An 18881-nucleotide genomic window follows, 5' to 3' on the forward strand; every position below is an offset into this window, starting at 1 on the left:
TCACGATCCGTGACCCCGGCATCGGACATCTCACGACGCAAGTTCCTCGCCTCCGCCGCAGCGGCCGGTGGCGCCGCATTCCTCAGTTCGTGGGCGGGCCCGGTGATCGACCGGGCGTACGCGCAGGATCCGGGTGGCAGCGGGTCGCTGAACGACATCGAGCACTTCGTCTACCTCATGCAGGAGAACCGCTCGTTCGACCACTACTACGGCACGCTGTCGGGGGTGCGCGGCTTCGACGACCCGTCGCCGGCGTGGCAGCAGTACGGCTGGACGCCGGGCGTCGGGCCGACGCCGACCGGGTTTCTCAACCCGTTCCGGCTCGACACCACGCAGGGCACGCACCTCGACGGTGAATGCATCAACGACCCCACCCATTCGTGGGGTCCGCAGCACGACGCGTGGAACGGCGGCGCGATGGACCGGTGGATGCCGGTGCACATCGCGCACGAGGGGCCGCTCAACGGTCCCGCCACGATGGGCTACTACACGCGGGCCGACATCCCGGTGCACTACGATCTCGCCGACGCCTTCACGATCTGCGACCACTACTTCTGCTCCGTGCTCGGGCCGACGGACCCGAACCGCCTCTATTGGATGACGGGAACGATCGACCCGGACGGACTGGCGGGCGGTCCGCTCGTCGAGACGCCGACCGTGATCCCGAGGTTCACCTACTCCTGGCGCACCTATCCGGAGAACCTGCAGGAGGCCGGCGTCAGCTGGAAGGTGTACGCGAACAAGGACCTCGGTCCGGTGTCGAGTGTCGCGCTCGACGGGATGCTCGGCTGCTTCACGCAATACAGCGACCCGAATTCGGAACTCGCTCGCCGCGGACTCGATCCGACATACCCGAACGACTTCCGGGCCGACGTCGCGAACGGCACCCTGCCCGCGGTGTCCTGGATCGTCCCCAACATCTTCACGTGCGAGCATCCGGCGCTGCCCCCGGCCGCGGGCGCGGTCGGGATCGTCGAGGTGCTCGACATCCTCACGTCGAACCCGGCGATCTGGGAGAAGACGGCGCTGATCATCAGTTACGACGAGAACGGCGGCTTCTTCGACCACGTCACTCCGCCCACCCCGCCGCCGGGCACACCGGGCGAATACCTGACGGTCCCGTTGAACACGGTGTCGGAGAGCGAGAACAATCCGGGTCCGATCGGCCTCGGTTTCCGGGTGCCGTCGCTGATCATCTCGCCGTACAGTCGCGGCGGACTTGTCGCGTCCGACACGTTCGACCACACGTCGCAACTGCGTCTGCTGGAGAAGCGGTTCGGCGTGCCCGTCCCCAATCTCACCGACTGGCGCCGCGGCGCCGTCGGCGACATGACGTCCGCGTTCGACTTCTCGTCGGCACCGAACGCCGGTGTTCCCGCGATGACCGACCCCGGGCCACGCCTGCAGGCGGCGATCGCGCAGTGTGGGCCGAACGTGGCCGCGGGAACGCTCAACGCCGGTGCGCCCTACCCGGTTCCGCCGAATTCGATGCCCGTGCAGGAACCGTCGCCGCTGCGGCGTCGGCCCAGCGGGCTGATCATGTAGCGGTCTCTCCTCACAGGCGGACCGTCCGGCCCTCGTCGATCGACTGCAGGATCGCCAGCGCGGCGGTCACCGAACGCAGTCCGTCGTATCCCGTCGCCACGGGCTCACCGTGCCCGCGGACGGCGTCGACGAACGCCCGGATCCCCGGTGCGTAGAGGTTGTCGACGGTCTCGAGCGGGACGGTCGTGTCCTGCCCGGCCGCGATCATGCGCAGCGTTCCGGTGGGATCGGGGCGCATGCAGTCGGTGGCGACGAGAGTCCCCGCCGTTCCGTGGATCTCGAATCCGGTGACGCCACCGGGGACCGTGTACGCGTCGTGCAGCGAGAACAGGGTGTTCGTGCCGAGGACGCCGCTCGTCATCGCGGCATCCGCCGGACCGTCACTGAGTCCCTGGCGCACGCCGACCGCGGTGACCGTGGTCGGTTCCATCCCGGTCACGAAGCGGAGCGTGTCGACGTCGTGTACCGCGAGGTCGAGGACGACGCCGCCGCCCACGCCGTCGAGGCGCCACCCACGCAGGGCCTGGCGCAGCAGGATCGTGTTGCTCACGCGCACGGAGAGGATGTCGCCGATCGCGCCCTCCGCCAGCATCTTCCGCGCCGCTCGGTGAACGGGGTGGGTGCGGAGGTGATGGTTGGTCGCGAAGACGACCCCCGCGGCCGCGTCGACCATCTTCTGCGCCTGAGTGACGTCGAACGAGAGCGGTTTCTCGCACAGCACGTGCAGGCCCGCGTCGATCGCGGCCATGGCGTGGTCGAAGTGCTTGTCGTTCGTGGAGGAGATGTAGGCGGCCTGGACGTCCCCGCCCACCGCCTCGCGCAGGTCGTCGGTGGCGGACTCGATGTCGTGGGTCCGCCGGTACTCTTCTGCGCGCGCCGCGTCACCGCTGAGCACGACTGCCGCGTTCTCCCCGCACTCGCGCAGCGCGGGGAGAACGCGGGTGGCAGCGATGTTGCTCGCGCCGAGAATCGCCCACCTCATGAGCTTCGGTCCTTCCTGAGGCCGGTGGGTCCGGCCTTCCCTCGGCGGGACTGTACGCCGAGTTCAGTGAGCGCACTACTGTTCGTCATGCGAACATGCGGGACCGGGCTCAGGGGCGGAGGGCGTCGACCGTTTCTTCGCCGGAGGTCGTGGGATCCGGAGCCGCGTCGACGACCTGGCGGGTCCGCTGACGGTAGATCCCGACTCCGACCACCACGACGGCGAGGCCCATCGAGACGTACATCTGGCTCCTGGTCTCCGGCAGCACGAGCATGCCGATGCAGAGCGCGATGATGGCGGCGATCGTGCACCATGTCAGATACGGGAACAGCCACATCTTCAGCGTCAGGTCCTTGCCCTCCGCCTCGAGCCGGCGCCGCATGCGCAGCTGCGACACCGAGATCGCCAGCCATACGAACAGGGCGATCGCGCCCGACGAGTTGACGAGGAACAGGAACACGGTGTCCGGGTACAGGTAGTTCAGGCCCACGGTCAGGAATCCCACGACCGTCGAGACGAGCACGGCCTGGCGCGGAACACCGGACGACCCGACCTTCGCCAGCGAGGCCGGGGCGTCGCCGCGGCGGGAGAGCGAGAAGATCATGCGGCTCGCCGTGTAGAGGCCGGAGTTCAGGCAGGACAGCACGGACGTGAGCACGACGACGTCCATGATGTTGCCGGCCGCCGGGATGCCGAACGAGTCCATGACCGCGACGTACGGGCTCAGCGCGACGGAGGCGTCGTCCCAGGGGAGAAGCGTCACGACCACGGCGATCGACCCGATGTAGAAGATGAGGATGCGCCACACGACGGACCGCACGGCGTTGCGCACCGCCGCGACGGGGTTCGCGGATTCACCGGCCGCGATGGTGGCGATCTCGGCGCCGAAGAACGAGAACACGACCACGAGCACCGCCGCGAACACGGCACCTGCCCCGTTGGGGAAGAACCCGCCGTGACCGGTGAGGTTGGTGAGTCCGGGTGCTTCGACACCGGGCAGGAATCCGCAGATCGCGAGGATACCGAGTCCCAGGAAGATGACGATCGCGGCGACCTTGATCGACGCGAACCAGAATTCGAACTCGCCGAACGACTTCACGGACGCGATGTTCGTCAGCGTGAGCAGCACCATCAGGATCAGCGCCCAACTCCACTGCGGGACGTCGGGGATCCACCGGTTCATGATGACGGCGCCCGCTGTCGCCTCGATGCCGAGGACGATGATCCAGAACCACGCGTAGAGCCAGCCGATGCTGAATCCCGCCCATCGGCCGATCGCCTTGTCCGCGTACGCGGAGAACGAACCGGTCTCGGGGTTGGCGGTCGACATCTCGCCGAGCATGCGCATCACGAGGATGACGACGATGCCTGCGAGTGCGTAGGCGACCAGAACGCCGGGGCCCGTCTCGCGGATCGCGACCCCGGAGCCCACGAAGAGGCCTGCTCCGATCACCCCCGCGATAGCGATCATCGAGAGGTGCCGCTTCTTCAGTGTGTGCTGAAGTTGCGGATCGGTGGTTCCTGACATGGAGAAATCCCTTCGGCGCTACTCCGGATGTGATGTGCGTCGCTGATTCGAGAAAGTGTGGACGAGTCGCGGCGGCCGCGGAACCGCCGATTCGGTGAATTCGGAGTGGCCGGGATAGACGAAACGGCAGTACCGCGCATCGGCACTGTCTTGACAAGGCGGAAACGCTATGGCTACCGTCACATTATTCAACCAGCGGACACGCGTTCGACATGCGAACACACTGGGTCCGGCATCAACCTAGACGGGACATCGGAATGAGCGATCACGCCTTCACCCCGGCGGCCGAGAAGCAGGCGCGAAGAGCAGCGCTGAGCAGCTTCGTCGGCGCGGTCATCGACTGGTACGACTTCCTGCTCTACGGGCTGGTCGCGGCACTGGTGTTCAACTCGGAGTTCTTCCCGAACGTCAGCCCGGCGATCGGAACCCTCGCCGCATTCGCGACGTTCGGCGTCGGATTCCTGTTCCGGCCGCTCGGCGGCGTGGTGTTCGGCCACTACGGCGACCGCATCGGACGCAAGCGGATGCTGATCCTCACCGTGCTGATCATGGGCACGAGCACCGCCCTGATCGGACTGCTGCCGTCCTTCGCGTCGATCGGCTGGTGGGCGCCGATCCTGCTCGTCACGCTGCGCGCCATCCAGGGCTTCGCCGTCGGCGGCGAGTGGGGTGGGGCCGCGCTGATGGCCGTCGAGAGCGCACCGCCGAAGAAGAAGGCGTTCTACAGCAGCGGCGTGCAGGTCGGGTACTCGGTCGGCCTCATCCTCGCCACCGGATTCGTCATGCTCATGAGCAACCTGACCACCGAGGACGCGTTCAGCCAGTGGGGTTGGCGTGTTCCGTTCATCGCCAGCGTCGTCCTGGTCGGAATCGGTCTGTGGATCCGCGCCGGAGTCCAGGAGAGCCCCGAATTCGTGGAGAAGGTCGAGAAGGTCGAAGAGGAGAGCCCGGAGGAGAAGAAGCGGATCCCGCTCGTCGAGGCACTGCGCAACCACCCGAAGGCGTTCCTCCAGATCATCGGCCTGCGTTTCGCCGAACTGTTCTCGATGTACATCGTCACCACGTTCGCGCTCAGCTACTCCACGCAGGAACTGGGGATGGAGCGCAACTTCATGCTCAACGTCGGTCTGCTCGTCGGCGCCGTGGGTATCGGCACCATCCCACTGTTCGCCTGGCTGTCCGACAAGCACGGCCGGCGCCGCGTCTACATCCTCGGCGCACTGATCGGCGCGGTGTGCGCGTTCCCGTTCTTCATCTTCCTCGAGCACGGATCGATGATCGGCACCGTCATCCTGGCCGTGCTCCTCGTCAACATCTCCCACGACATGGTCGTCAGCGTGCAGCAACCGCTGTTCACCGAGATGTTCGGTGCGGAGTACCGGTACAGCGGTGCGGGCGTCGGGTATCAGGTGGCCAGCGCGATCGGCGGCGGCTTCACCCCGTTCATCGCGGCGGCCCTGGTCACCGCGAGCGGCGGGTCCTGGCACCTCGTGGCCGTGTACCTGGCAGGCGGCTGCGTCGTCAGCGCCCTGATCGCGTGGCGACTGCACCCCGATTCGGGTGCCGACGTGGCGGACGCTGCCACGGCCGCGAAGCTCGAGAACGCGCACTGAGCCGGTAGACGAGGAGGCGACGGTCATGGCTGCACAGTCGGTGCTCTGCGGACTCATCGGAGACGGGATCGACGGTTCGTTCTCGCCCGCACTGCACGAGGCCGAAGGGCGCGCGCAGGGTATGAACTACGTGTACCGCCTCCTCGACCTCGAGCGTCTGCACGGGGCGGCCGCCACCGTCGAGGGCATCATCGACCTGGCACGGCAGTGGGGGTTCGACGGGCTCAACATCACCCACCCGTACAAGCAGCAGGTGATGGCGTACCTCGACGAATTGTCGCCGGACGCCGCGCGACTCGAGGCCGTCAACACCGTGGTGTTCACCGCGGGCAGGGCTGTCGGGCACAACACGGACTGGACCGGGTTCGGCAGCAGCCTTGGCCGCGAACTGCCGGGTGCGAGCCTCGACCGGGTGGTGCAGATCGGGGCGGGCGGCGCCGGGGTCGCCGTCGCCTACTCGGCGCTCACCCGGGGCGCCGGGCACCTCACCGTGACGGACGTCGACCCCGATCGTGCCGAACACTGCCGTGACACGATGCGAAAATTGTTTCCCGGCAGCGTCGTCGACGCGGTCGCGGCCTCGGAGATCGCCGGGCCGCTCGCGGACGCGTCCGGTCTGATCAACGCCACACCCATCGGCATGGTCGGATTCCCCGGCACCCCCGTGCCCGTGGAACTGCTACGCCCCGACCTGTGGGTCGCCGACGTGATCTACCGGCCGATCGAGACACCCCTGATCCGGGCGGCCCGCGCGCTCGGTGCGCCCACCCTCGGCGGCGCAGGTATGAACGTCTTCCAGGCCGCCGACGCGTTCCAGCTGTTCACCGGTGTCACACCGGATTTCGAGCGCATGTACGCGCACGTGCTGGCGCTCGTCGACCGGCAGTCCCGGCGCGCCGCCTAGAGCGGTCAGCCCAGCGACAGGTCGGACCCGATCCGCTCCGCCGTCGCGACGAGTTTCGGCACCACCGTCGCCTCGACGTCGGAGCGCGTGTACTGGGTGCCCTGCAGCGAGGAGTTGAGGGCGGCGACCACGGCGCCCGTCCGATCGCGGATGGGAACGGCCGCGCCGCGGATGCCGATCTCGAGTTCGTTCTCCGACATCGACCAGCCGTCCCTGGCGACCTGCTCGACCGCGGTGCGCAGTTGGCCGACGTCCGAGATCGTCTGCGGGGTGAACGACTGGAACGTGGTGGTCTTCAGATAGTCGTCGAGAGCGTCGGCCGACAGTCCCGCCAGCAGCACCCGCCCCGTCGACGTCGCGTACGCGGGGAACCGCATGCCCACCGTGATGGAGATGCGGATGATCCGGGGCGAGCGGACCCGCGCCACGTACACCACGTCGGGGCCGTCGAGGATGGTGACGGAGATGGTCTCGCCCAGTTCCTTCGCGAGAGCCTCGATGTGCGGATCGGCGACCTGCGGCAGTCGCAGCGCGGCGAGATACGAGAAACCGAACCGCAGCACCCGGGGCGTGAGCGAGAAGTTGCGGCCGTCGAGACGCAGGAAACCCTTGTCCACCAAGGTGAGCAGAATGCGGCGGGCCGTGGACCGGGTGATCCCGACGCTCTGCGCCACCTCGCTCAGTGTGCGCTCCCGGTGCTGCTCGTCGAAGCATTCGAGGACGCTCAGTCCGCGGTCCAGGGACTCGAGGAAGTACCGTTCACCCGATGCCGGCTGCTCGGCCACCTCAGCAGCCACCTGTTTCGCACACGCCGTCATGGTACCGGTCTAGAGACCGGTCTCCGCGGGAAGCCGCCCCGACTTCACCGCCGCCCGCAGCGCGTCGTGATCCTTCTCGGACTGGTCCGCATACAGTCGGGCCCAGGCGGTGATCGCCAGGTCGAACGTTTCCCCGTTGCCGAGATATCCCGCGACGAAGGCTGATCCGGGGCTCTGGCTGTGCGCACGGGCGAGCATCGTGCCGCACAGTGCTGCATATTTCATGGACTGCGCCGGTTCCAGGGTCTGCAGGTCGACGGACCCCTTCATGTCGCGGAACTGCCGCAGGTAGAAGTCGCGCCGAAGTCCGTCGTCGCCCTCGACGCCGCGCACCCACCCCAGAAACGGGTCCGACTGCGCCTGGAGGATGCGCTGCGCGCCGACGACCCGGGAACCCTGACCGTTCTTCGCGACCGCACGAATGATCGAGTCCGGTGCGGTCGTGACCTTCCCGTGCGTCTCCAGAACCGACCGCGGTGCTTCCTTGGCCTGCAGGAAGAGCGGCTCGCCGGCCGGCCCCTGCAGCAGCATCAGCCAGCAGCGGGTTCCGACGCTGCCCACACCCACGATGCGCATCGCGTAATCGACCACCTCGTACTGCGTCAGCAACAGTCGAATGTCCGCGCGCAGGGTGTCGAGATACAGGCGGTACAACTCGGTGATGCGGCCCAGGTCGTACTTCGTCGAATGTCGGATGACGGGGAACTGGTCGACGATGTGGGGCTTGCCGTCCTCCTCCATGGTGGTCAGCTTCCGCAGGACCTGTTCGGACGTCCGTTTGCGTGCCTTCTCGGCGATCGCGCGGATCCGCTGCTTCTGCGCGCGCGGGTCGTGTTCGAGGACGTCCGTCTCCTCCTGGAAGTAGTACCGCTCCGTGGCGGTCAGCTGAAACAGTGCACGCAAGGTGTTGCGGTACGAGCGGACGGCTGCACCCGTGGCGTCGGCGCACTGCGCCTCGGTGTACGAGTTGGCGCGTCCGTGGATCCACACGCTCGCGGCGAGGCGGCGCACATCCCACTCCCACGGCGCCGGGTAGGCCTCGTCGAAGTCGTTGAGGTCGAACAGCATCCGGCGTTCCGGTGAGGCGAACAGCCCGAAGTTGGCGAGGTGCGCGTCGCCCGAGGCGATGACCTGGCAACCGGTGACCGGTGAGTCGGCGAGATCGTGTGCCATCATCGCGGCCGACCCGCGGTACAGCGCGAACGGTGATTCGAGCATCCGCCCGACCCGGATCGGCACGAGGGTCTGCAGCCGGGTGGTGTTCTGCTCTTCGATCACCGCCACCGGGTCGCGCTCGGGAAGGGCGAATGCACCCTGCGCTTTGCGGGAGAGTGTTTCGCGTGCGGCCTTACCGGCCGAACGTCGGGCATCGATCACCGTGGTCCTACCGGCTCGGGAAGGCGTGGCCATGACGTCGAGTCTAAGCACCCGCAGCCCCACGTGAGTGGCATTGCGTGCCCAGGGACACTTTGCCACTCACCTGGGGGAGTATGGACAGGGTGCGGTCGCGCGACGGGAGGACATCCATGGGACAGCGACTTTTCGCGGCCACCGCGGCGCTGGTGGTCGTCGCGTGCGCGGCCTGCCAGTCCGAGGGGAGTTCGGCGCAGGTGTCGCCGACCAGCGTGGCCGCCGCGCCGGCCGCGGGGGAGCCGACCGTGGTCGCGTCCGATCTCGACGTGCCGTGGGGGATAGCGTTTCTGCCGGACGGGACGGCGCTGATCGCGGAACGGGACAGCGGCGCCATCCGCCACCTGCAGGCGGACGGGAGCGCCACCGTGATCGGCGAGGTGCCCGGTGTGTCGGCGCAGGGCGAATCGGGACTGCTGGGCCTGGCCGTCTCGCCGAACTACGCGACGGATCGGACGATCTACGCGTACCTGACCACCGGCGACGACAACCGGGTGGTCTCCCTGCGCTTCGACGGCAACGGCCTCGGCGAGCCGGCCCCGATCCTCACCGGCATCCCCGCCGGATCGATCCACGACGGCGGCCGGATCGCGTTCGGCCCGGACGGCAAACTGTACGTCGCCACCGGTGAAGCCGGCGACCGGCCGCGCGCCCAGGACCCGTCCTCGCTCGGCGGGAAGATCCTGCGCATCGACCCCGACGGATCGATCCCGGCCGACAATCCGACTCCCGGATCACCCGTGTGGTCACTCGGGCACCGCAACGTGCAGGGCCTGGCGTGGGACGACGCAGGCAGGCTGTGGGCCACCGAGTTCGGCGCGAACACCTGGGACGAGCTGAACCTGATCGAACCCGGCGCCAATTACGGATGGCCCGAGGTCGAGGGACGGGCAGGGGAGGCGGGCTTCGTCGACCCGGTGATCCAGTGGTCCACCGGCGAGGCGTCCCCGTCCGGTCTCGCGTTCCACGACGGCGCGCTGTGGGTCGCGGCGCTGCGCGGCGAACGGCTGTGGCGGATCCCGGTGGGCGCAGACGGTGCGGTCGGTGAACCGCAGTCGCTGTTCGTGGGCGAATACGGGCGGCTGCGGACCGTCGTCGCGACACCGGACGGCACCGTCTGGTTCAGCACCAGCAACCGCGACGGTCGCGGCGATCCGGGCGCGTCCGACGATCGAATACTGGAGATCCCGTGATGAGGCGCGACGAACGGGACGCTCGTTGCGTTGGATCGAACGAGCGTCCCGTTCGTCCGGGAGGGGGAGGGGAGGGACGAGGGAGGGAGCTAGCGGTTCACGTCCAGGGCTGGACCGGCGGCGTGACCCACATGATCTTCTCGTCGCGGTGTGCCGGGGTGGCGGCGGGATGGTCGGGGTGACGCTGCGCCCACGCCGTCTTCTGATCGAGCAGTTCGACGACGGTGAGCCAGGTTTCCATGGTGCTCGGCGGGTTGGACCCGGCCGCGCGGGCGAGTTTGCGCAGCGTGCTGTCGGTCAGGTCGAGCAGTTCCTGACCGCTGATCCCGCGATCCCACACGTACCGCGCGAGTCCCATCGCCTTCTCGCGTCGCCGCTTCGCCGCGCCCTCGGTGTGCGCGAAGTCGACTTCCTGAGGTTCCATCGTCTTCCCTTCTCGTGCGCATCTCCACGGTAGGGCACCCGTGTGGCGGACCGGTATCGTGGGAGGACGATTCTCGCAGCAGACGCGAGCGGGCGGCGCGAGCAGTAGGGAAGACGGACGATGGGCAGGCAGCGCGGTGGTTGGGCTGCCGGGACATCCGGTGGGGGTCCCGTGCCCGGCGTGTACCCGATCGACACGGGGACGTGCGAACTCGCCGTGGACCGCCTCAACCCGCACGGCTGGGTGCTGAAGGTGAACGGCGTCGAGAGTTCCCACATCGACCTGTCGGACCCCACCCACCTCGATTTCGAGTACATGCGGTGGATCGCCGAACTGGTCGCCTCGCACTGGGGCACGGATCGGCGGGTGCGTGCCCTGCACCTCGGGGGCGGCGCCTGCTCGCTCGCCCGACATCTCGCCGCCCGGTATCCGGACGCCCGGCAGGTGGTGGTCGAACTCGACGGCAAGCTCGCCGAACTGGTCCGTGACTGGTTCGACCTGCCGCGGGCCCCACTGCTGCGACTGCGGGTGGGGGAGGCGCGGGCGGTCACCGAGACGTTGACCGAGTCGAGCCGCGACCTGATCGTTCGCGACGTGTTCGCCGGCAACACGACTCCGGCACCGTTGACGACGACGGAGTTCACCGGGCACGTGCGCCGGGTGCTGGCACCCGGCGGCATCTACGTGGTGAACTGCGGCGACACCCGCGACCTCGTCCTCGCGCGGCGGGAGGCGGCGACCATCGGCAGCGTGTTCCCGCACACGACGGTGATCGCCGATCCCGCGATGCTGAAGGGACGCCGCTACGGCAACATCGTGATCGCGGGCAGCGACGTGCCGATCGGCGACGACCCCGCCCTCGTCCGCACACTGCTGGGCGGCGGTGTGCCCGCCCATGTGTGGGACGACGGGCAGGTGCGGACGTTCGCCGGAGCCGCCCGGGTGCTGCGCGACGCGGATTCCGGCAGCTAGACGAGCACCCAGATCAGCGAGGCCATCGCGAAGCCGACGATCGACAGGATGGTCTCGAGCACCGTCCACGTCTTCAGGGTGTCTTTCACCGACATGTTGAAATACCGTGACACGATCCAGAATCCGCCGTCGTTGACGTGGCTGGCGATGATGGACCCCGCCGACACGGCGATGACGATCAGGGCGATCTGCGGGGACGAGTAGTTTCCGGCTGCGATCGACGGTTCGATGACGCCTGCGGTGGTGACGATGGCGACGGTCGCCGAACCCTGGGCGATGCGGAGGGCGCAGCTGATCAGGTACGCGGACAAGATGACCGGGAGTCCGAGTGCGTCCATCGAGTCGGCGAGGGCCTGGCCGACTCCGGTGGCCCGCAGGACCGCGCCGAAGAACGCACCGGCACCGACGACCAGCAGGATCATGCCGACCGGCTTCAGCGCCGCCGCGGACATCGCGCCGATCTCCTGCGCCGTGATTCCGCGCCGGGTTCCGAGCAGGTAGAGCGCCAGCAGCACGGCGATGGTCAACGCGATCGTGGGAGTGCCGAGGAAGATGAGCACCGACAGCAGCGTCGAGCCTTCCTCGAGGACCACGTTGCCGACCGTCGCACCGAGGATCAGCACCATCGGCACCAGGATGATGAACGAGATCAGCCAGAGCGGAGGCGGGTTCTTGTCGGCTTCCTTCTCCTCCGGGATGAACTCGTCCGGCACCTCGATGATCACGCGCTTGCCGATCCAGCTACCCCAGACGACGCCACTGACGAACCACGCGGGGATGCCGCACGCGAGACCCATGATGATGATCCAGCCCATGTCGACGTGCAGCAGACCGGCCGCGGCGACGGGGCCCGGGTGCGGGGGCAGGAACGCGTGGGTCATGGACAGGCCGGCGAGCATCGGCATCGCGTACAGCACCAGCGACTTGCCGCCGCGCTTGGCCGCCACGTACACGAGCGGGGCGAGGATGAAGATGCCGATGTCGAAGAAGACGGGGATGCCGAGCACGAGACCGGTGACACCCATCGCCAGCGGTGCGCCCTTGGGCCCGAACAACTTCAGTAGTCGTTCCGTCAGCACGTCGGCGCCACCCGAGCGTTCCATCATCGCGCCGAGGACGGTGCCGAGGCCGATGATCGGGGTGATGTGCCCGAGGATCCCGCCGAAGCCCTTCTCCAGAATGGAATCGGCCGCCGACGTCGGGGTGCCGACCAGTTCGACCACCGGCACTCCCGCGATGAGAGCGACGCCGACGCCGACGACGATCAGCGCGATGAACGGCTCGAGCTTGAGTTTGATGATGAGGACCAGCAGCACGGCGATGGATATCGCTGCGAGAGTGAGGAGTCCGGCTGTGTCGTGCTGCAGCCAGTCGACGAACGACGTCATTGCGTCTCCAGGGAGAAGGGGAAGGGTGCTCAGGCCGAGAGCGCGGTGACGAACGCGCGGGCGCGGTCGGTGATGTCGGTCCAGTTGCCTGCCGCGACACTGGACGGTGGGACGACGCTGGTGCCCGCGCACACGGCGAGTGCGCCGGCGTCGAGGAACTCGCGGGCGTTGGAATCGTTGATCCCGCCCGACGGCAGGAGTTCCACGCCGGGATACGGGCCGTGCAGGTCGGAGAGGTAGCCGGGGCCGAGTCGTTTGGCGGGGAAGATCTTGACCGCGGCGGATCCGAGGTCGACGGCCATCGCCACCTCGGTGGGGGTGAACGCGCCGAGGAAGACGGGAATCGACCGTCCCGTGGCGACTTTCGCGACGTCCGGGCGGATGCCGGGGGTGACGAGGAACCGGGCGCCGGCGTCGATCGCGGCCGCGGCCTGATCACCCGTCATCACGGTGCCGACGCCGAGGATGCTGCCCGCCGCGGCGGCGGCGTCGGCGGCGCGGCCGAGGTGATGGAGCACGTCGGGGGTGGTGAACGTCAACTCGACCGTCCGGATTCCGCCCTCGGCAAGCGCGTGGCACAGGTCGGTGGCGTCGGGAATGGTCTCCGCGCGCACCACCGTCAGTACCCGGTCGGCACGCAGGATGTCGATCTCGGTCATCGGACTGCTCCTCCTTCTTCGCGGCGCAACGATTTTCCGGCGGTCGCGCCGGTGAGGCGGCCGTCCTCGAGGGCGAGGCGGCCGCGGACGAATACGTGAGAGAAACCGGCCGCAGCCTGACGCGGCCGGGCATAGGTCGCGGTGTCGCCGACCGTGTCCGGATCGAACAGCACGAGGTCGGCGGCGTAGCCGCGGCGGACGAATCCGCGGTCGACGAGCCGCAACCGGGTCGCGGCGCGGCCGCTGAGGTGACCGACGCACTCCTCGAGGGACATCAGGCCGAGGTCGCGGCAGTAGTGCCCGAGGTACCGTGCGAACGTTCCCCAGCCGCGGGGGTGCGGTTTCGCGCCGACCAGCAGTCCGTCGCTGCCGCCGGTGTGCCGGGGGTGCTGCATGATCGCGCGCACGTTCTCCTCGTGCCCGACGTGTTGCAGGATGCCGCTGCCGAGTTGGTCGCGGACCAGGATGTCGATGCACACGTCGAACGGGTCGCGGTTCTCCTCGGCGGCGATGTCGGCGACCGTCTTCCCGACGTAGCCGTCGAGTTCGGGATTCTGCACGCCGCTGATCTCGAGGGTGTGCCACTCGGCGATCACGCCGTGGCAGCCGTCGGATCCGGTGACCTCGAGATGCTCCCGGATGCGTTCGAGCGCAACCGGATCCCGGAGCCGATCGAGGGTCTGCTCCATGCTGCCCGCCGACGCCCAACTGGGCAGGATCGCCGACAGCGTGGTGGCGCCGGGAAGGTACGGGTAGGTGTCGAGGCTGATGTCCGCGCCGGCGGACTCGGCCGCGTCGAGCAGGGCCAGCAGTTCCGGGGCGCGGCCCTTGTTGGGCCCGAAGTTCAGCGTGGCATGGGCGAGATGCAGTGCGCACCCGGCCCGCGACGTCAGATCGACCATTTCCGCGTAGGCCTCCATGGCGCCGGCGCCGTACGACCGGTGGTGCGGGGAGAAGTAGCCGCCGTATTCGGCGACGGTCCGGCACAGTGCCAGCAACTCCTCGTTGTCCGCGTACATTCCCGGCGTGTAGGTCAGCCCCGCGGACAACCCGACGGCGCCCTCCGCCATGGACTGCGCCACGATCCGCTGCATCTCCTCGATCTCCGACCGCGTCGCCGGACGATCGTCCCAGCCCACCACCAGCGCCCGGACGACCCCGTGCGGAACGAGATACGCGACGTTGGTGGCGATCCCGCGATCGAGCCTGTCGAGGTAGTCGCCCACGCTCCGCCAGGAGAAGTCGAAGCCCTCGGGATCGGTGTTCCATCCGGCGATCTTGCGCCGGACCACGGCGAGTACGTCGTCGGTGACCGGTGCGTAGGACAGTCCGTCCTGGCCGAGTACCTCGGTGGTGACACCCTGCGTGATCCGCGACGGGTGCTCGGGATTCAGCAGGATCTGCAGGTCCGAGTGGGCGTGCATGTCGATGAATCCGGGCGCGAGTACCAGGCCGTCGGCGTCGATCACACGATCCGCGCGAGGGCGTGCGGTCGCGGAGTGATCTGCCTCGGGCCGGATGTCGGCGATCCGGTCTCCGTCGACGAGCACGTCGGCGCGGTATCTCGGCGCCTCCGACCCGTCGACGACGGTGGCGGAACGGATCAGAGTGGTCATGATGTGAGTCCTCGGCGGGGGATCAGAAGAAGGTGCGGATCAGGTCGACGACGACGGGATCGTCGGAGTCGTCACCGACGACGGGTATCCACCGCCACTTGTCGAAGGCGGTGCACGGGTGGGAGAGGCCGAGGCGGACGACATCGCCGACGCGCAGATCGTGTTCGGGCCGTGCGGGATCGAGCCGGAGGAACGCGTGCTGGTCGTTGACGGCGGTCACTTCGGCGCCGACGAGGGGCTGCGGCGTCGCCCCGAGCGCGCCGGCGACGGCCTGCGCGGTGGGGAGTCCCTCGTCGAACGGGACGTCGCGTTTGCCTGCGTCGAGCAGGGCGAGGCCCGGCTCGGGGCGGGACACGACCCGGGCCCACGTGTGCATCGCGGACGTGAGGCGGCGCTCCTGCTCGTCTCGGGCGCGGGCGAACGGGGTGATCCCGGTGTAGAAGCCGTCGTCGTGGATGATGTACGCGCCGGCGCGGACCACCACTTTGGTTCTGCCGCCTGCGAGTTCGGCGAGCACCTCGGCGACCACGTCGAAATAGGCACTGCCGCCGGCGGTCACGTAGACGTCGTGACCCTCGGGGTAGCGCCCCTCAGCCTGGAGCCGGCGATGCAGCTCGGCCATCGACCGGAGGTACGCCCGGACCCGGGCGAGGGACTCCTCGGACGCGTCGTGGGCGAGCGCCCCCTCGTACCCGGAGACGCCGGCCAACCGCAGTGCCGGGCTTTCCCCGATACGTTCGGCGACCGCCACCGCCTCGGCCACCGACCGGGCGCCGGTGCGGCCTCCCGCTCCACCGAGTTCGACGAGCACGGGCAGCGGCCGGACCACGGTGACGCCGGCCAGTGCCGCGGTCATCGCGTCGACCGTCTGCGGGGAGTCGGCCCACATCAGGACTTCGAGTTCCGGATCGGCCTCCATCTGCTCGGCCAGCCATCGCAGGGCGGTCGGGTCGACGAGCGAGTTCGCGATCTGCACCCGGCGCGCGCCGAATCGCACCGCCACCCGCAGCTGACCGAAGTTCGCCAGCGTGATCCCCCACGCGCCGCCGCGGATCTGCCGGTCCCACAGCACCGGTGACATGGTCGTCTTCCCGTGCGGAGCGAGGTCGACTCCGTGCGCCCGGCACCACGCCGCCATGGTGTCGAGATTGCCGGCGATGGCCGTCTCGTCGAGCACCATCACCGGGGTGCTGAAGGCGGACAGCCTCGGCCGGGTGGCGAGGAACTCGGCCTTGGTATGGCCGTTCGCCGCGGAGGGGAGGGCTTTGTCCACGTCGGACAGGCGCAGCTCGTCGAGCTCCGCCAAGGCGCCGGAATCGAGTGCATCCGTTCCGCTGATCGTCATCGTCGATCCTGTCGTTCGGGTTCTGTGGGGCTGGCCGATATCAGAAGAAGGGCCGTGAAGTGCTACGTTGCGCTAGATGCAACGCTGATTGCGTTTTTGCGTCTCCTATGTCTAGCATTGGCCTGGGTCATCGTCAACGGTCCGATGCGGCATGCATCACCGCGGCGAGGGCTCTCGAAACCCAACCCCGTGCCGGTCCGAGCAGTCGCAGAGGTAACAAGTGCAGGAATCGACCCCCACCCCCGAGTCCGGTGTCGCGTGCCTCGGTGAGGCGATGGTGCTGGTGGCCCCGGACTCGACACTCCACCTCGCAGGCGCGGAGGCGAACGTCGCCGCGGGTCTCGCCGCGCTCGGTGTCCCGGCCGCGTGGGTCGGACGGCTCGGCGACGACGAGTTCGGCGCACTCATCCGCACCGAATTGCGGGCGCGCGGTGTCGACGACCGTGCGATCGAGATCGACCCCGAGCGGCCCACCGGTCACTATTCGAAGACCACCGCCCTCGACGAGCACGGCGAGCCACGGACCGACAGCCTGTACTCCCGAGCAGGTTCGGCGGCGTCGGCGATGGACCCCGGATTCCTCGACCGGCCGGCGGTCGCGGAACTGTTCGGCCGCGCCGCCGTCGTCCACTGCAGCGGAATCACACCGGCCCTGTCCGATTCGTGCCTCGCCCTGATGCGGCGACTGCTCCGCGACAGGCCGGGGATCTCCGGTGTGGTCAGCTTCGACGTCAACTGGCGTGAGCAACTGTGGCCGGACGGCGACCCGCGGATGGTCGTGGAACTGGCGAATCTCGCCGATCTGGTGCTCGTCGGCGCCGACGAGGCCCTGCGCGTGCTGGGCACCGCGGATCCGCACGAGTTGCGGCTGATCCTGCCCGCGCCCGCCACCGTCGTCGTCAAGGACGGCGCGCACCGGGCCCTGGCCGTCGACCGGAGCGGTCGCAGCATCGCCGTTCCCGCACTCCGCGTGGACGTCGTCGAACCCGTCGGCGCGGGCGATGCCTTCGCCGCCGGATATCTCAGCGGTGTGGTGCGCGGCGAGGATCAGGCGCGCTGCCTGCGCCGCGGGCACATCGGTGCCGCCGCCACCCTGACGGTCGCCGCCGACTCGGCGCCCCCGCCGCCCGCCGCACTGCTCGACGCGCTGCTGCACTGTTCCGAATCGGACTGGGCGGCAACGAGCGTCACCGCCGACGGCTTCGCCCTCGTGAAAGTGGAGTGAACGATGAGTCAGAGTGTCTCCCGCGCCCTGCACCTGCTGGTGCAACTCGGCAACGGCCCCGCCAACCTCGACCAGCTGGCCGCATCGACCGGAGTCCACAAGACCACCGTGCTGCGGCTGCTGCGGACGCTGTCCGACGAGCGGTTCACGTTCCGCGACAACAGCAACCAGTACCACCTCGGTTCCCGCATCTTCGAACTCGCCGCACAGGCCACCGATCAGCGGGAGGTGCGGCGCATCGCGTCACCGCACCTCGTCGCATTCAACCGCGAATACGGGCGCACCACGCACCTTGCGGCGATGGAGGGCGGCGACGTGGTGTACATCGACAAACTCGAATCACACGATCAGATTCGGATGTACTCGCGAATCGGGCTGCGCGCCAATCTCAATTCGACTGCCGTCGCGAAGGTGATCCTTGCCGACCTGCCGGATTCGGAACTGCGGACCGTCGTCGACTCGATGGACTTCTCCTCCCGCACCGCCAACACGATCACGACGCCCGAACGCTACCTCGACGAGATCCGTATGGTCCGAGAGCAGGGCTGGGCGCACGATCAGGAGGAGAACGAGCCGTCCGTCAATTGCATCGGAGTGCCCATTCGGGGCGCGTCCGGTCGCGTCGTCGCCGCCGTCTCGGTCTCGGTGCCCGACGTCGTCCTCAGCTACGAACGCGTCCTCGACCTGCTCGAACCCCTCCAGGCCGTGGGGGCGCGGATCTCCCGCGACTGCGGATACCGCGCCCAGCCCTGACTGTCCCCGTCCCCCCGAAAAGTAACGACACACAGGAGTATCGATATGTCCGACACCACCGTCATCCGCACCGAAGGCGCCCCCGCCCCCGCGCACACGTTCAGCCAGGGCATCAAGAAGGGCAACCTGCTCCAGGTATCGGGGCAGGGCCCGATGGACCCGGTCACGAACAAGTACATCGCCGAAGGCGACGTGCGCGAGCAGACCCGTCGCACCCTCGAGAACGTCAAGGCGATCCTCGAGGCCGGCGGTGCGAGCGTGGAGGACGTACTGATGTTCCGTGTCTACCTCACCACCCGGGACGACTTCGCGGCGATGAACGACGTGTACGGCGAGTTCATCGCGGAGAACGTCCCGAGCGGTCAGCTGCCGTGCCGCACCACGGTTTTCGTCGACCTCCCGCACGAGGTCATGCTCGTCGAGATCGACGCGCTGGCCGTGACCGGCTAGGCCCAAGTTACGGCCGGCTTTCGGCCGAATCCCTGCGGTCTGCCAGGGAGAACTGT

17 protein-coding genes are annotated in these 18881 nt (G+C 68.5%); 8 read left to right on the top strand and 9 right to left on the bottom strand.

The genetic code is table 11. From position 1 onward, the window contains the following. Positions 1–9: 9 nt before the first annotated feature. A complete protein-coding gene (locus P3H15_RS33855) occupies positions 10–1545 on the top strand; it encodes a phospholipase C (protein WP_276141233.1) in 1536 nt (511 codons plus the stop codon). Positions 1546–1555: 10 nt separating this feature from the next. On the opposite strand, the gene P3H15_RS33860 is transcribed toward P3H15_RS33855, so the two are convergent. Both P3H15_RS33860 and P3H15_RS33865 read right to left on the bottom strand, forming a co-directional pair. Beyond that, complete coding sequence (locus P3H15_RS33860; RefSeq protein WP_276141234.1) at positions 1556–2527, bottom strand: Gfo/Idh/MocA family protein; 972 nt, start codon at positions 2525–2527, stop codon at positions 1556–1558. A 109-nt stretch (positions 2528–2636) separates the two neighbouring features. Continuing rightward, positions 2637–4055, bottom strand: coding sequence for an amino acid permease (locus tag P3H15_RS33865; protein WP_276141235.1), 1419 nt, complete (start codon positions 4053–4055; stop codon positions 2637–2639). A gap of 257 nt (positions 4056–4312) precedes the next feature. Between P3H15_RS33865 and shiA the strand changes: the two genes are divergently transcribed. Next, positions 4313–5668: a shikimate transporter gene (gene shiA, locus P3H15_RS33870; RefSeq protein WP_276141236.1), complete on the top strand. Its 1356-nt coding sequence runs from the start codon at positions 4313–4315 to the stop codon at positions 5666–5668. A gap of 25 nt (positions 5669–5693) precedes the next feature. Beyond that, positions 5694–6572: a shikimate dehydrogenase gene (locus tag P3H15_RS33875; protein ID WP_276141237.1), complete on the top strand. Its 879-nt coding sequence runs from the start codon at positions 5694–5696 to the stop codon at positions 6570–6572. A gap of 5 nt (positions 6573–6577) precedes the next feature. Here the strand turns inward: P3H15_RS33875 and P3H15_RS33880 are convergent, their stop codons facing one another. Both P3H15_RS33880 and P3H15_RS33885 read right to left on the bottom strand, forming a co-directional pair. After that, positions 6578–7357 carry an IclR family transcriptional regulator C-terminal domain-containing protein gene (locus P3H15_RS33880; protein WP_276141238.1) on the bottom strand — a complete coding sequence of 260 codons (780 nt, stop codon included), beginning with the start codon at positions 7355–7357 and terminating at the stop codon, positions 6578–6580. Positions 7358–7399: 42 nt separating this feature from the next. Continuing rightward, positions 7400–8800 (bottom strand): DUF2252 domain-containing protein, encoded by a 1401-nt coding sequence (locus tag P3H15_RS33885; protein WP_276141239.1) that lies wholly within the window; start codon positions 8798–8800, stop codon positions 7400–7402. Between the two features lie 116 nt (positions 8801–8916). On the opposite strand from P3H15_RS33885, the gene P3H15_RS33890 reads away from it, so the two are divergent. Further along, a complete protein-coding gene (locus P3H15_RS33890; RefSeq protein ID WP_276141240.1) occupies positions 8917–9993 on the top strand; it encodes a sorbosone dehydrogenase family protein in 1077 nt (358 codons plus the stop codon). Between the two features lie 97 nt (positions 9994–10090). Here P3H15_RS33890 and P3H15_RS33895 read toward each other — a convergent pair whose 3' ends face one another. After that, positions 10091–10417, bottom strand: coding sequence for a hypothetical protein (locus P3H15_RS33895; protein ID WP_276141241.1), 327 nt, complete (start codon positions 10415–10417; stop codon positions 10091–10093). Between the two features lie 120 nt (positions 10418–10537). Here P3H15_RS33895 and P3H15_RS33900 point away from each other — a divergent pair, with 120 nt between their 5' ends. Next, positions 10538–11389: a spermidine synthase gene (locus P3H15_RS33900; RefSeq protein ID WP_276141242.1), complete on the top strand. Its 852-nt coding sequence runs from the start codon at positions 10538–10540 to the stop codon at positions 11387–11389. Here the strand turns inward: P3H15_RS33900 and P3H15_RS33905 are convergent. Genes P3H15_RS33905 through P3H15_RS33920 form a run of 4 tightly spaced genes read right to left on the bottom strand, consistent with a single transcriptional unit; the run spans position 11386 to position 16397 of the window. Next, positions 11386–12777, bottom strand: a complete 1392-nt coding sequence (locus P3H15_RS33905; protein ID WP_276141243.1) for a GntP family permease — start codon at positions 12775–12777, stop codon at positions 11386–11388. The genes P3H15_RS33900 and P3H15_RS33905 overlap by 4 nt on opposite strands. Positions 12778–12806: 29 nt before the next feature. Beyond that, the gene (locus tag P3H15_RS33910; RefSeq protein WP_276141244.1) at positions 12807–13436 is read right to left on the bottom strand and encodes a bifunctional 4-hydroxy-2-oxoglutarate aldolase/2-dehydro-3-deoxy-phosphogluconate aldolase; all 630 of its coding nucleotides are present in this window, start codon (positions 13434–13436) and stop codon (positions 12807–12809) included. Then, positions 13433–15052: an amidohydrolase family protein gene (locus P3H15_RS33915; RefSeq protein WP_276141245.1), complete on the bottom strand. Its 1620-nt coding sequence runs from the start codon at positions 15050–15052 to the stop codon at positions 13433–13435. The genes P3H15_RS33910 and P3H15_RS33915 overlap by 4 nt, the downstream gene beginning before the upstream one ends. 22 nt (positions 15053–15074) lie before the next feature. Further along, positions 15075–16397 carry an amino acid deaminase gene (locus P3H15_RS33920; protein ID WP_276141246.1) on the bottom strand — a complete coding sequence of 441 codons (1323 nt, stop codon included), beginning with the start codon at positions 16395–16397 and terminating at the stop codon, positions 15075–15077. 220 nt (positions 16398–16617) lie between these two features. Here P3H15_RS33920 and P3H15_RS33925 point away from each other — a divergent pair, with 220 nt between their 5' ends. From P3H15_RS33925 to P3H15_RS33935, 3 genes are read left to right on the top strand one after another with little or no spacing between them, the layout of a single operon-like run. Further along, on the top strand, positions 16618–17622 hold the full coding sequence (locus P3H15_RS33925) for a sugar kinase (RefSeq protein ID WP_276141247.1): 1005 nt from the start codon (positions 16618–16620) through the stop codon (positions 17620–17622). A gap of 3 nt (positions 17623–17625) precedes the next feature. Beyond that, positions 17626–18375, top strand: a complete 750-nt coding sequence (locus tag P3H15_RS33930) for an IclR family transcriptional regulator (RefSeq protein ID WP_276141248.1) — start codon at positions 17626–17628, stop codon at positions 18373–18375. A gap of 45 nt (positions 18376–18420) precedes the next feature. After that, on the top strand, positions 18421–18825 hold the full coding sequence (locus tag P3H15_RS33935) for a RidA family protein (RefSeq protein ID WP_206009588.1): 405 nt from the start codon (positions 18421–18423) through the stop codon (positions 18823–18825). The last annotated feature ends 56 nt before the right edge of the window (positions 18826–18881 follow it).

This window comes from Rhodococcus sp. T2V (genome assembly GCF_029269925.1).
Lineage (GTDB): Bacteria > Actinomycetota > Actinomycetes > Mycobacteriales > Mycobacteriaceae > Rhodococcus_F > Rhodococcus_F koreensis.

Bases quoted from the DNA above. Each gene is read 5' to 3' on its own strand.
- P3H15_RS33910 (WP_276141244.1), bottom strand. From the start codon at position 13,436: ATGACCGAGATCGACATCCTGCGTGCCGACCGGGTACTGACGGTGGTG.
- P3H15_RS33885 (WP_276141239.1), bottom strand. From the start codon at position 8,800: ATGGCCACGCCTTCCCGAGCCGGTAGGACCACGGTGATCGATGCCCGA.
- shiA (WP_276141236.1), top strand. From the start codon at position 4,313: ATGAGCGATCACGCCTTCACCCCGGCGGCCGAGAAGCAGGCGCGAAGA.
- P3H15_RS33865 (WP_276141235.1), bottom strand. From the start codon at position 4,055: ATGTCAGGAACCACCGATCCGCAACTTCAGCACACACTGAAGAAGCGG.
- P3H15_RS33890 (WP_276141240.1), top strand. From the start codon at position 8,917: ATGGGACAGCGACTTTTCGCGGCCACCGCGGCGCTGGTGGTCGTCGCG.
- P3H15_RS33930 (WP_276141248.1), top strand. From the start codon at position 17,626: ATGAGTCAGAGTGTCTCCCGCGCCCTGCACCTGCTGGTGCAACTCGGC.
- P3H15_RS33915 (WP_276141245.1), bottom strand. From the start codon at position 15,052: ATGACCACTCTGATCCGTTCCGCCACCGTCGTCGACGGGTCGGAGGCG.
- P3H15_RS33935 (WP_206009588.1), top strand. From the start codon at position 18,421: ATGTCCGACACCACCGTCATCCGCACCGAAGGCGCCCCCGCCCCCGCG.
- P3H15_RS33875 (WP_276141237.1), top strand. From the start codon at position 5,694: ATGGCTGCACAGTCGGTGCTCTGCGGACTCATCGGAGACGGGATCGAC.
- P3H15_RS33860 (WP_276141234.1), bottom strand. From the start codon at position 2,527: ATGAGGTGGGCGATTCTCGGCGCGAGCAACATCGCTGCCACCCGCGTT.
- P3H15_RS33905 (WP_276141243.1), bottom strand. From the start codon at position 12,777: ATGACGTCGTTCGTCGACTGGCTGCAGCACGACACAGCCGGACTCCTC.
- P3H15_RS33900 (WP_276141242.1), top strand. From the start codon at position 10,538: ATGGGCAGGCAGCGCGGTGGTTGGGCTGCCGGGACATCCGGTGGGGGT.
- P3H15_RS33895 (WP_276141241.1), bottom strand. From the start codon at position 10,417: ATGGAACCTCAGGAAGTCGACTTCGCGCACACCGAGGGCGCGGCGAAG.
- P3H15_RS33920 (WP_276141246.1), bottom strand. From the start codon at position 16,397: ATGACGATCAGCGGAACGGATGCACTCGATTCCGGCGCCTTGGCGGAG.